10 protein-coding genes and 1 pseudogene are annotated in these 12,493 nt (G+C 47.4%); 2 read left to right on the top strand and 9 right to left on the bottom strand.

Annotated features, from left to right (window positions below; translation table 11 throughout):
* Positions 1-83: 83 nt before the first annotated feature.
* The 3 genes from SFA31_RS01055 to SFA31_RS01045 all read right to left on the bottom strand — a co-directional run bounded on the left by SFA31_RS01055 (position 84) and on the right by SFA31_RS01045 (position 2,699).
* Positions 84-1,079 (bottom strand): Gfo/Idh/MocA family oxidoreductase, encoded by a 996-nt coding sequence (locus SFA31_RS01055; protein ID WP_322836326.1) that lies wholly within the window; start codon positions 1,077-1,079, stop codon positions 84-86.
* A 69-nt stretch (positions 1,080-1,148) separates the two neighbouring features.
* On the bottom strand, positions 1,149-2,090 hold the full coding sequence (locus SFA31_RS01050) for a D-2-hydroxyacid dehydrogenase (RefSeq protein ID WP_322839267.1): 942 nt from the start codon (positions 2,088-2,090) through the stop codon (positions 1,149-1,151).
* Between the two features lie 105 nt (positions 2,091-2,195).
* Positions 2,196-2,699: a M48 family metallopeptidase gene (locus SFA31_RS01045; protein WP_322836325.1), complete on the bottom strand. Its 504-nt coding sequence runs from the start codon at positions 2,697-2,699 to the stop codon at positions 2,196-2,198.
* A gap of 77 nt (positions 2,700-2,776) precedes the next feature.
* Between SFA31_RS01045 and rlmG the strand changes: the two genes are divergently transcribed.
* The gene (gene rlmG, locus SFA31_RS01040; protein WP_322836324.1) at positions 2,777-3,913 is read left to right on the top strand and encodes a 23S rRNA (guanine(1835)-N(2))-methyltransferase RlmG; all 1,137 of its coding nucleotides are present in this window, start codon (positions 2,777-2,779) and stop codon (positions 3,911-3,913) included.
* Between the two features lie 119 nt (positions 3,914-4,032).
* Here the strand turns inward: rlmG and SFA31_RS01035 are convergent.
* A pseudogene (locus SFA31_RS01035) lies at positions 4,033-6,052 on the bottom strand (FAD-dependent oxidoreductase).
* Positions 6,053-7,338: 1,286 nt separating this feature from the next.
* On the opposite strand from SFA31_RS01035, the gene SFA31_RS01030 reads away from it, so the two are divergent.
* On the top strand, positions 7,339-7,941 hold the full coding sequence (locus tag SFA31_RS01030) for a hypothetical protein (RefSeq protein WP_322836323.1): 603 nt from the start codon (positions 7,339-7,341) through the stop codon (positions 7,939-7,941).
* Positions 7,942-8,146: 205 nt separating this feature from the next.
* Here the strand turns inward: SFA31_RS01030 and SFA31_RS01025 are convergent, their stop codons facing one another.
* The 5 genes from SFA31_RS01025 to SFA31_RS01005 all read right to left on the bottom strand — a co-directional run bounded on the left by SFA31_RS01025 (position 8,147) and on the right by SFA31_RS01005 (position 12,369).
* Positions 8,147-8,446, bottom strand: coding sequence for a hypothetical protein (locus SFA31_RS01025; RefSeq protein WP_322836322.1), 300 nt, complete (start codon positions 8,444-8,446; stop codon positions 8,147-8,149).
* A gap of 123 nt (positions 8,447-8,569) precedes the next feature.
* On the bottom strand, positions 8,570-9,676 hold the full coding sequence (locus SFA31_RS01020; protein WP_322836321.1) for an ABC transporter permease: 1,107 nt from the start codon (positions 9,674-9,676) through the stop codon (positions 8,570-8,572).
* A 29-nt stretch (positions 9,677-9,705) separates the two neighbouring features.
* The gene (locus tag SFA31_RS01015) at positions 9,706-10,617 is read right to left on the bottom strand and encodes an ABC transporter ATP-binding protein (RefSeq protein ID WP_322839266.1); all 912 of its coding nucleotides are present in this window, start codon (positions 10,615-10,617) and stop codon (positions 9,706-9,708) included.
* The gene (locus tag SFA31_RS01010; RefSeq protein ID WP_322836320.1) at positions 10,614-11,573 is read right to left on the bottom strand and encodes an HlyD family secretion protein; all 960 of its coding nucleotides are present in this window, start codon (positions 11,571-11,573) and stop codon (positions 10,614-10,616) included. The genes SFA31_RS01015 and SFA31_RS01010 overlap by 4 nt, the downstream gene beginning before the upstream one ends.
* A gap of 271 nt (positions 11,574-11,844) precedes the next feature.
* A complete protein-coding gene (locus SFA31_RS01005) occupies positions 11,845-12,369 on the bottom strand; it encodes a helix-turn-helix domain-containing protein (protein ID WP_322836319.1) in 525 nt (174 codons plus the stop codon).
* Between the last annotated feature and the right edge of the window lie 124 nt (positions 12,370-12,493).

The following is a 12,493-nucleotide window of genomic DNA, read 5'->3' as shown; positions in this document are numbered from 1 at the left end:
GATCCACCGGCGGAAAAGTTACTCCCCTTTGCATTACACAAAATAGTTGGGCGCGATGGGTTGGTCAATGCGCTTACGCAGCTTTACGTATTTCCCACCTCTGCGGTATCCGCAGGAAAGATAACGCCGGTTTGGCGCCGAATCTCATCTAATAGCCGGGCGGTGGTTAAGCTAACGTCAAGCGCCGAATGCGTAACCGCCTGCGATGCCACGAGATGCGCGAAATGTTCCGCCTCATAACACATTGTATTGGGCGCCTGCGTCTGATTGAGATCCTGTGCCTCACCGCCGCGCGGAACAAAACGTATCCCCTGACATTGGGAGATTTTGTCGATAAGCAGCGAACCCTGTTCGCCCTGTATTTCACTGGGGATCAGGGAATCACTGACTTTAGAGTGCAGGATGACGACGTCGAAATCGCCGTAATCCATAATCACGCTGCCGTGAGCGTCAACTCCTGACGCCAGTAGTGTTGCTGAGGCTTTAAGCGCGCGCGGTGCGCCCCAGAGTGCCACCGCCGTCGCCAGGCAATAGAAGCCGATATCCATAATTGAGCCATTGGAAAAGCGGGGATTAAAAGTATTAGGATTATCGCCTTTTAGATAAGCCGGGTAGCGAGAGGAATACTGACAATAATTCAATACTACCTTACGCAGTTTACCGACGGCGGGCAGTGCGTCCCGCAGTGCGATAAAGTTGGGCAGACAGGCGGTTTTAAACGCTTCGAAAAGCACCACCTGCTGCTGACGGGCCAGACTGATTGCGGCCTGCGCTTCAGCCAGCGTAGAGGCAAGAGGTTTTTCACAGATAACGTGTTTGCGATGCTGTAAAAAAAGCCGCGTTTGTGAAAAATGCATTGCGTTAGGGCTGGCGATATACACGGCGTCACAGGCGTCGCTTTGCGCCAGCGCTTCGAGAGAGATGAACAGGTGCTCGACGGGATAATCCCTGGCAAATTGCTGGGCCTGCTCAAGGGTGCGGGAATAAACCGCAGTCAGGCGGTATTTCCCGGTCGCACAGGCGGCGTCAATAAACTGCCGCGTTATCCAGTTAGTGCCGACGACGGCAAAGCGAATCATGCATTAATCCTCTGCTAGATGGGCAGTAACGCCCGCACGGCGTTTGTATCCTGCGGGCGTGTCTGAAAATCAGGCGACCCGATTTAGAATTTCCCTGCGTTGCCAGCCGTCAAGGTTGGCGCTCAGGCCGGCTATCAGATTTTTTACGCTATGGGCGCTTGCCCAGCCGATGTGAGGCGTAACTATCAGATTGGGCAGGGTGGAGTCCAGCAGCGGGCTGCCGGCGCGCGGCGGTTCTTCACTCAAAACATCTACCGCTACGCCGCCAAGCGCCTGCTGGCGCAGCGCCTGCGCGACGGCGTGTTCGTCCAGCAGCGGACCGCGCGCGGTGTTAATCAGCAGCGCGCCGGGTTTCATTTTCTGTAGCGACGCTTCATCGATGAGATGACGCGTACTCTCCGTTAACGGGCAGTGCAGCGTCAGAATATCGCTGTGAGCGAGAACATCATCAAAAGGCGTATAGCCCGCGCGCACGGCGGTGGCATGCTTATGCTCGGCGTACAGTACTTTCATCCCCAGCGCCTGAGCGCGAACGGCTACCGCGCTGCCGATATCCCCTTTCCCGATAATCCCGAGCGTGGAGCCATGGATATCCTGGATTGCACTGCCGTGAATACAAAAGTGCGGTGCGTTTACCCATTCCGTCACGGCTTTGTGATGATATTCCAGAAGATGGCGGCGCAGCGCAAAAAGGTAGCCAATCACGGTTTCCGCCACGCCCGTGGTGGAATAACCGGGAACATTACTGACGGCAATACCCAGCTCGCGACATACATCAATATCCACGCAGTCATACCCCGTTGCGGCGACGCAAATATAGCGCAGTGACGGTAGCTGGCGCAGCGTCTCGGCGCGAAGTTTCACTTTATTGGTAATTGCAACTTCCGCGCCCTGCAGCATGGAAACGACCTCATCCGGCGAAGTGGCTCCGCGATAAACCCAGTCGCTGCAAAAGTAGGGCTGTGGGAGAGGAAGAGGTAGGGTATCAGCGTCCAGCGTCACTATTTTCATCATAATTCCTGCGTTGTGGATAAACGGCTGTCGGTCATTAAGCGACCGGAACTGTTTCTACAGCATAAAATAAATGTGAACAGGATGAAAAAGCGTTTTGTTAAATTATGCGCGCCCGGTCGCCAGTGTCTGAGATTGCAGCCACAGACGCGTATCGAATTCCAGCTGATGGTAATCCGGTGCCATATGACAGCAAAGTTGATAGAACGCTTTGTCGTGCGCCTTTTCTTTCAGGTGCGCCAGTTCATGAACCACAATCATGCGTAAAAATGGCTCAGGCGCGTCCCTAAAGACGGTAGCGACGCGAATTTCTGCTTTTGCCTTGAGTCGCGCACCCTGAATGCGCGAGACGCTGGTGTGTAGCCCCAGCGCGTGTTTCATCACGTGAATTTTATTATCGTAAACCACCTTGCTCACCGGCGCTGCGCTGCGCATATAGCGATTTTTCAGGGACTGGGCGTAGCTCCACAGTGCGCTATCGGTGATGATTTGATGGCGGTCTGGATAGCGTGCGGACAGCCAGGCATCGAGACGCCCCTGAGCGATCAGCGTTCTGACCTGCGCCAGCAGCGATTCCGGATAACCCTGTAAATAAGTCAGCGTTGGCATAGTAGTCCGAAAAAAAGGTTTACTGTTATGCGTAATTAAGGGATAAAACGCGCGGATTTTAGCACTCCGGAGGGTGAATGAGCCAGGTTGAATTAGGTGGTCGTGAACTGACGCTACAGCGTTTCCCTGCCACCGATAACGCATCGCCGCTGCAGGCGTGGGACGCGGCAGATGAGTATATATTGCAGCAGGCGTCGCAGCCGGAAGGGCCGGTGTTAGTGTTTAATGACGCTTTCGGCGCATTAACCTGCGCGCTGGCCGATGCTCACCCTGTTACGATAGGTGATTCATATATCGCTCACCAGGCAACGCGGCGCAATTTGCGGCTTAATGGGCTGGATGAATCTGGGGTAGTGTTTCAGGACACGCTGGCGCCTTTGCCGTCGGCTCCCGGCCTGGTGCTGATTAAGATACCGAAGCAGTTAGCGCTGTTAGAGCAGCAGCTTCAGGCTCTGCGCCGCGTCGCGACGCCGCAAACGCGGATCATCGCCGGCGGGAAAACCCGAGATATCCATAATTCAACGCTGGCGCTTTTTGAAAAGATCCTCGGGCCGACGCAAACCACGCTGGCATGGAAAAAATCGCGACTGATTCACTGTACATTCGACGCGCCGCCGCTCGCTGAAACTGCGCCGACGCTGATCTGGCCGCTGGAAGGCACGCCGTGGGAAATCCATAATCACGCCAATGTATTTTCCCGCAGCGGACTGGATATCGGCGCGCGTTTGTTCCTGAAACATTTGCCTGCAGAGATGGACGGCGAGCTGGTGGATTTAGGCTGTGGCAACGGTGTGATTGGCTTAATGCTGCTGGCGCAGAATCCACAGGCCAATATCACCTTTGTGGATGAATCCGCAATGGCGGTGACATCGAGCCGAATGAACGTTGAGGTGAACCTTCCCGAAGCTATCGCGCGCTGCCGCTTTCAGATAAACGATGCGCTGGCGGGCGAAAGCGCTGAATTTTATGATGCCGTACTGTGTAACCCACCGTTCCATCAGCAAAGCGCCGTGACCGATCATATTGCATGGCAAATGTTTCAGGATGCCAGACGCTGCCTGAAATTCGGCGGTGAGCTGCGTATTGTCGGTAATCGTCACCTGGATTATCACCGTAAGCTGAAAAAGATTTTTGGCAACTGCGAGATAGTGGGGAGTAATGCGAAGTTTGTGGTGCTGCGCGCCGTGAAATTACGCAAATCTCGTGCGCGCTAATGCCAGCCTAATATTCCCGGTCAGCCAGCTCTGCCAGCGTGAAGGCGCGCCGGGCGCTGCATCCTGCAGTGCCCTCTCAGCCGTGAAAAATAGTGTAATTCCGCGTACTAATACTCGACCTAAATACTCATTCCCAGTCGGGTTCCCTGAGCGATGGCGCGCCGGGCATCCAGTTCTGCGGCGACGTCGCAGCCGCCGATAAGGTGCAGCGGGCGGCCACATTCGGATAACTCTTGCATCAACGTTTTGCGTGGCTCCTGGCCTGCGCAAATAATAATGTTATCCACTTCCAGGCATTGGGAAACGCCGTCGACGAGAAGATGCAATCCTGCGTCATCAATATACTGATACTGGATGCCAGACAGCATGTTGACGCCGCGCGCCTGTAGCGTGGCGCGGTGGATCCAGCCGGTGGTTTTCCCCAGGTCGGCACCGGGTTTACCCGGTTTGCGCTGCAGCATCGTTATCTGGCGCTCGCTTGACTGCGGTCGGGCGCCTGTGGGGAACAGGCCGCCCGGGAAGCGAAGCTGCGTATCGATTCCCCACTCTTTGCAGAAGGTGGAAATGTTCTGGCTATCAGCGCCGGGCGGCTGGCTCAGATACATGGCGGTGTCGAAGCCGATGCCGCCGCAGCCGATGATAGCGACGCGATTGCCTACGGATTTTTTATCTCTTAACACCGCTAAGTAGCTTAATACGCTGGGATGATCGATGCCGGGAATGGCGGGCAGGCGCGGTTGAATACCGCATGCCAGTATGATTTCATCAAAATCGCCAAGCATCTGCGGCGTCACGAGGGTATTGAACCGTAGTTGAACGCCGGTAAGCGTAAGCTGAACGCGAAAGTAGCGCAGCGTTTCATTGAACTCTTCTTTACCCGGTATTTGGCGGGCGAGGAGAAATTGGCCACCGGCCTCGGACTGGGCGTCAAAAAGGGTCACGCTGTGCCCGCGTTGCGCGGCCTCAAGGGAGAATGCCATTCCGGCAGGTCCGGCACCAACCACCGCCAGACGTTTTGCGTGCGTTGCAGCTGACGGAACATAAAGGGTTTCATGGCAGGCGCGGGGATTGACCAGACAGGAGGTGACTTTGCCCGCGAAAATCCGATCCAGACAGGCCTGATTACAGCCGATACAGGTGTTAATTTCCGCTGCCTTCCCTTGTGCAGCCTTACGGATAAGCGCCGGATCGGCGAGGAACGGGCGAGCCATTGAAATCATGTCCGCATCGCCGGCGGCAACAATCGCTTCGGCAACCTCAGGATCGTTGATTCTGTTCGTCGCGATAACCGGCAGGGAGACCTGCGATTTTAGACGCCGGGTCGCCCAGCTAAAGGCGGCGCGCGGCACCGAGGTAGCGATAGTGGGAATGCGCGCCTCGTGCCAGCCAATCCCAGAATTAAAAAGAGTGATGCCGACGTTTTCCAGCGCGTGCGCCAGGTTTATTGCCTGGTCAAAAGTGGAACCCTCTTCGACAAGGTCCAGCAGTGACAGGCGCCAGATGATGATGAAATCATGGCCCACGCGCTGGCGCACGGCGCGCGCTACTTCCACCGCAAAGCGCATGCGGTTTTCCGCACTTCCCCCCCCAGTCGTCACTGCGTTGATTGGTGCGGGGAGCAAGAAACTGATTAATGAGATAGCCTTCCGAGCCCATGATTTCGACGCCGTCGTAGCCGCTCTCCCGGGCAAGAAGCGCGCAGTGGGCGAAATCCTCAATCAGCGAGTGGATTTGCTGGCGACTTAACGCCTGCGGGACAAAGGGATTGATAGGCGCCCGGAGCGCGGAAGGGGCGACCAGATTGGGTTGATAGCTATAGCGCCCGGTGTGCAGTATCTGCAGCGCGATTTTTCCTCCTTCCCGATGTACTGCATCCGTTACCTGCCGGTGTATGACGATCTGGCTTTTATGATTAAGTACGGCCCCGCCTGCGGTTGTGACTCCGCCGGGAGTAGGTGCTATACCGCCAGTCACAATCAGGGCGACATCATTACGCGCACGCTCGGCATAAAATGCGGCCAGGCGCAGTGGCCCATCCGGATGCTCCTCCAGCCCGGTATGCATGGAACCCATCAATACGCGGTTTTTTAATTGGGTAAATCCCAAATCCAATGGTGAAAGAAGCGATGGATAGCGCATTAGCGTGCTCCAGTAAGTTTTGTCGCGTGGTCCGATGAGTTAACTGTAGTGAGGATTCATTAAACGCGCAGAAAAGGGGCGGGGGTTTGTGATGTATTTCACGGGCCGGTGCTCCGCAGGTGCCCTGAAATGTAGGGTGTCGAAAGATCTTGCACGGTACTATGTAATGTTTTGCTTGTGCAGTGCGTTAATTCAGATTTATTTATCGCATACTGCCACTGTGCGATTCCTCTAGAGTTAGGGTAAAACAGCAGGCTGTAGCATCTGAAGAAAACGCGCATATCATGGCGTGATTGTTATAGTTGATTAACCAGAACGGTGATTCCGTTAAGGGTATGAGTGCGCTATTCAATAGGATGGATACCGCTAATGCCTCTTCATGCCGCCGCCTGATGGGGTACAGAAAACATTAAATAAGATAAGTTCCTACGTCACCAGGGGGCGCAGGCCGGTTGAATGCGTGTCCAGGCAGCGCCCCTGAGGTCTGTTACTCAATTGATAACGGATAATGTCCTTTGTTTACAGGTATAGGCCATGGGGGATTCTCGGCTACGGGCAACGCTCTTGTATTCAAGACTGAAGATTTACTCGCGCTTATTTTCATCTCTTCCTCATTAACATTAGATACTACCCTTTTGCGATTAGAATGGGAAATACAATTATTATTTTATTTTTAATTGGTAATAACTTTTATCTGTGCAGCGATATATCTACTTATATCACCCTTAGAAATTAATTTGTTTATGGTATTAAATAAAGTGAGTCTAAAGATATCACTCAAAGTGAAGAAATTAATTCATAATATTTTCGATCGAATAGTGACCAATAATGTTTTTTTTGTACCTATTTTACAAAAGGTGCGGCCTTAAATAGGTTGATTATCCTTGATTTTTCTGCTTTATTGATCTTTTGTCCTGGTGAGTTTTCTTTGTGTAGACTAAAAAACCAATCCTTGCGTCTGAGTGTAGTTATATATTATTGTGTCTAATTATATGCTTTTGTTGTGTGATGTTTATTATTTAGGAGGGTTTTACGCTAATATATCGCCGAAAATTACGATGTCAGTACTGAGTTTTAATTAATCAGCATGCGATATCTGGGGGATATAAGACGATATAAATATCAGGAAAAAGTACATCCTTGTGGGCATATAGGCGTTTTCCATGTATATGATTTTTATACAGGCGTCTGGTATGAGGAATTGGTATACACCGATATCAATGCCGTCATTGCCTTTTCTAAGAGAATGTAATGATAATTGATGTCGTTATATGGAAGTTGTGACTATGTTGAAGATATCTATTATTACCGATAACGCTTTTTTTAGGTTAGGTATCTGTGCCCTCATTAAAGAGGGGGTATATATTGTGAACAAAAAGGAAGAGTGTGAGTTTACTGAAAAAGTAGATCTAGAGCATAGTGATTTGATTGTAACGCAGTGTCGCCATGGTGCCGAAGCCGTTGTCGTTAATGCGCTTCAGCTTGGTGGTAAGCAGCAGGCTTTTGTATTTCTAGAAAAGCGAGACATTAGAAAGCGTTACTTAGGTGGAGCGCAGTGGCAGTATCAATGCTTTATGATGGATGATCCCGTCCACAAATTTGTGAAGTCATTCACTCTATATCTTCGGCAGAGAAGATATAAGCGTTTGGGTAATGAAATGCCCAGAACATGTGGTTTACTGACCGAGCGTGAGTGGAATTTTATTCATCTATATTGTAGTGGTATTTCATTACAAAGAGTGGGTAAGAATATGGGGTTCTCAGATAAATATGCCAGTCATATAAAAAGAAATATCATGAAGAAACTCCATTTAAGACATGATTCTTTTTTGATTTCTTTTTATCGTGAATATAGACGGCATTACGGCGAAGCAAATTCATTACAATAATATAATGTAGTATCATTTAGATTAAAATTTTAGAACCACCGGGGAATATCGTTAGTTTATATTATTTCGCAATAGATTATCGTAAATTTAGAAGTAACGAGTATAAGAGTATAAGAGTATAAGAGTATAGTAAACATGAAATTATCATAGAAAAAACCACGCCTTACCACGTGGTTTTATTAGTGCTGTGTTTCTTTGCCCGGAATTATGCCATCTGAGATTTAGTTATAACATTGGCTAATTTAATTAACTGAATTCCAGTTGCCATATCACTGATTGTTTTGTTCAGGCGGAATGGATTAAAAATATTATCAATAATCCCACCAATCCCTTGTCCCAAAATAGTACCTGCTGCAATAGTCACTCCATCAGGGTCTTGAATTCCTTTCATAGCATGTTCATTTGCCACCACATTCGCGATTGTTCCGCCAATCTTACTCCCGATGAAAGAGAATAAACCTGCACCAGATACTGTCTGTAATTCATTGCTGTTTAAAGTACGCATAGAAAATTCCTTTTGTAATAAAATAAATAACTTCTTATTCATGGCTTAGGAAGTAGCCATGGAAAGGAATATAGTTCAATGCAGAATATCCTTACAATAGCAATTTTGCTAAAAATGCGTATTCTATTTATCTATAACTTTTTTAAATAAAAGATAACTTAAAATGCCTATGATGCCTGTTAGTGTTATAAGCGAAATAAAGTCAGGATACATATCATTTAATGTATACCCTTTTAGCATAATGCCGCGAACCAGGCGTAGAAAGTATGTTAAAGGAAGCATTTTCCCTAAAAGCTGGGACCAGGCAGGCATTCCAAAAAAGGGATTCATGAATCCTGAAAGCATTGTTGAAAGCAGGAAATAGAATGATGCCAGTTGCATTGTTTGTAACTGACTTTTGGTGATAGTTGAGAATATTATACCGGTGGCAAGGCATAATATTATAAATATACTTAATAATATGCTTAAAGATACCAGGGAGCCTACAATAGGAACCCCCATTGCGTAAATCGAAATTAATAATATCAGGATAGTTTGTACAATACCGATAATGAAGTAAGGAATAATTTTCCCTAACATGATTTCATACGGTAATGCGGGGGATGTAACTATGTGAATGATAGATCCTTTCTCTCTTTCCCTAATGATAGACAGACTTGTCATTAAAATAAGAATGATGGATAACACCACGCCCGCCAGTCCCGGAACAACATTGAGTTTAGTTATCGCTTCTGGGTTATACATTTTATGCAGTACGAGATCGACGAGTTGATTATTATATTTTTTCAACCCGGGAATGTTTTTTATATCGTTGATAAAGACCGTGTTTAACAACGTCATTAATGCCTGTGTCGCATTAGCCGTTGCCGCCGGGTCGGTTGCATCGGTTTGTATGAGAAGCTGCGGTTTTTTTTCTGAAATCATATCCCGGGCGAAATTCGCCGGTATGATAACGACAATTTGCACTTTGCCTTCACGGAAAAGTTTATCTGCTGCTCTTTCACTCTCTATCTTTTCAAGACTGAAGTAACCGGTATTTGCCATCCCGACCATTAATGTTCGGCTCATCGGTGTACTGTCATAATCAATAATTGCCGTGCGTACATATTTGGGATCGGCATTAACCGAAAAACCCAAAATACATAGATTGATAAGAGGAATGGCCAGTATCATCAGCAGGCTGGCACGATCGCGCCGCAGCTCCGAAAATTCTTTAATAATGATGGCCATGATATGCCCGTAAAACTGTTTAAATGTCCTCATACCGGGATGGCCTTTTTCATCAGGTGCGCAAAAGAATCCTCAAGGGTAGTACTGGCTTTCTCAGTGGTATAAACACCAGGAAGTGCGCCGACTAATGTGGTGAGTTTGTCCCTGCATTGCCCGGTAACGTATAGCGTGTTGCTGAAAATAACGGTCTGTTCTACCGCATCGGTTTCATTGAATCGATATTCTAATTCGATAAGATCGGGGCCTTTTATTGCATAGGTTGTCAGGCCCTGGGATTGAATTATATTTTCTGCAGTGCCAGAAGCGAGTAGTTTCCCGTAGGACATCCAGGCAAGGTGATGGCAGCGTTCAGCTTCATCCATATAGTGTGTGCTAACCAAAATCGTGACGCCTTCGCCGGATAAATAATGCAATATTTTCCAGAATTCTCTTCGCGCATAAGGGTCGACGCCAGCCGTAGGTTCGTCCAGTAATATAATTTTAGGGCGATGTAAAATGCTTGCTGCCAAAGAGACGCGCTGCTTCCAGCCGCCGGAAAGGTGCAGCGTTAAAATATGACGGAATCGCTGCAAATCAAATTCGCCGATGAGTTCATCAACGCGACGTTCCGCATCGGGAATGCTACGTAATCGGGCAAGGAATAATAGGTTTTCTGCAACAGTCAGGTTTTCCCATAGCGTAAAGCTCTGGGTCATATAACCGATTAACGGTTTAATTTTGTTCCTCTGTTGGAATATATCGTAATTGAAACATTGCCCTGATCCGGTGTCTGGCCGCAGTAGCCCGCACATCATTCTCATGGACGTTGTTTTTCCGCTACCGTTTGGGCCGAGAAAACCGGTTATTTTTCCGGTAGGAATACGGATTGTAAGATCTTTAACGACGTGTTTGCCGCCAAAATGTTTATTAACATTATTAAGTTCGATGCAGTGGTCCATTATAAACTGACCTCAACGGGCAACCCTAACTTTAATGCTGGCTGTGGTTTCAGTGGAACAGCCTCTATCATGAAAACCATGCGTTTTTTCTGTGCGCTGGTATAGATAACCGGCGGGGTATACTCCGCTTTAGGCGAAATAAAGCGAATCCGTGCCGATATTGATTGTTTTATTCCTTCAACTTTTACGTTGATTTTTTGCTCAAGACGGTAGCGAGGGAGCTGTTCTGCCGGAACGAAAAAGCGGATTTTTACCGCACTATTGGGCAAAAGCGAAAGAATTGGAGTGCCTGGTGACACTACTTCGCCTGGATGATACATCACATCATAAACCTCGGCGGCGCTTGCACTTTTAAGCTGCAATTTATTTAACGTTATTTGGCTTTGTTCTAGTTGCAATTGGGAAGCGGCCGCTTTTTCACGCTGAGCGTCGATTTTGTCTGCGCGCGAAGGGAGTTTTTGACTGGCGAGCTGTGAAGTGAGTTCACGAACGCGTTCTTGTTTAAGATGGTTATCGGTTTGAGCCTGCTCCAACTCGAAATCAGAAACATAGCCTTTAGTTTTGAGCTGCTGATAGCGGCGTAACTTTGATTGAGAAAGCTTTGCATCGCTTTCTGCCTGGGCAATTTGCGCCGCAGTAATATTTAATTCTGTATGACGGCTACCCTTAGTTAAATCATTCAGCGTAGCGATTTCGCTGCTCATATTTTTATTAGCAATTTCATACTGTTTTTTCTCGGTGTTATTATCAAGAATAACCAATGTTTGTCCGGTGCTAACTTGTTGTCCACGGTTAACTAAAACCTGCTCTATTCTGGAGGTGGTTTGTGCGGATATATAGATGAAATCACCCTCAATATAACCCTGGGTTACTTGATTATCATCGTTACGGCAGCCTGACAGGAGAAATATAACAAATAGACCTAAAGGGATGAATATACGTTTTAGTGAGCTTTCCATGTTTATTATCAATATCATCTATGATTGTACGGGTATCGAATGGGTATTGCGTTAAGGCCGTGTAATTACGGGGTTATAATTTCCAAACGAAACACCTCCTGAGCAGAATTATGCGAAGTGCTTAAAGATGCAATTATCTTTTTTTTACAGTAAGGCTCAAGTTAAATAATGTGATTTTACAGCCAAATAGCTGTCTGCTTAGGCTATAATAAATACTTGGTTGTAACCGATTTTTATAAGGTCGTATTAGCCTTAGATTAATAATGGAAAATTACCTGGTATTTTTTACTATTCTTTTCCGTGTTAAATACGAGGAAATAAAAGAGGTTATACGCAATAAAGAGCTCTTAATGGCAGCGCTACCGGTATCAGAATGAATATCTTTTTCTGACATCGGTACGTAGGGAGTCGAGTGATTATTTGTATGTTGTTGTTCATTTTGAATAAGCAGGATATAGCCAACGCCCCTGGCGTTCAGTAACAGGCGATGTGGCTTATCTTTATCATTAAGATAGCTTCTTAGGTTAAAAATAACCTGCCGAATGCTATTTTCTGTGACAAATTTATTTTTCCATACCACCTCCATAATCATGTCTTTTGTAACGACATTACCTTTATTTTCCAGCAATAACATAAGCATGCGGGACTCAGTGCCTCTTAATGAGGCTTCTGAAATTAAATCGCCCGGCTCGCCATTCTTATCAACATTATGTGTTGCAATGGTCGTGAATCCCTGAGCGTGCGTTATTATAAATAAATGGTATTTATTTATAATATGGAAAACCATCTTATCCATGATTGAGCTCCCTTCCATTGGAAACGTAAGTTTGATTGAAGAGGAATAATGACTAGTTTTTTATATTACTCATAACCTATTCCTTTAATCTAAGTCAATCCTTCAGTTAGGGCTATGAACATTT

The sequence above is a fragment of the Erwinia sp. HR93 genome (genome assembly GCF_034555055.1).
In the GTDB taxonomy this organism is placed as follows: domain Bacteria; phylum Pseudomonadota; class Gammaproteobacteria; order Enterobacterales; family Enterobacteriaceae; genus Apirhabdus; species Apirhabdus apintestini.
Note: the sequence above shows the minus strand (reverse complement) of the source record. Positions and strands in the feature narration are given on the sequence as shown.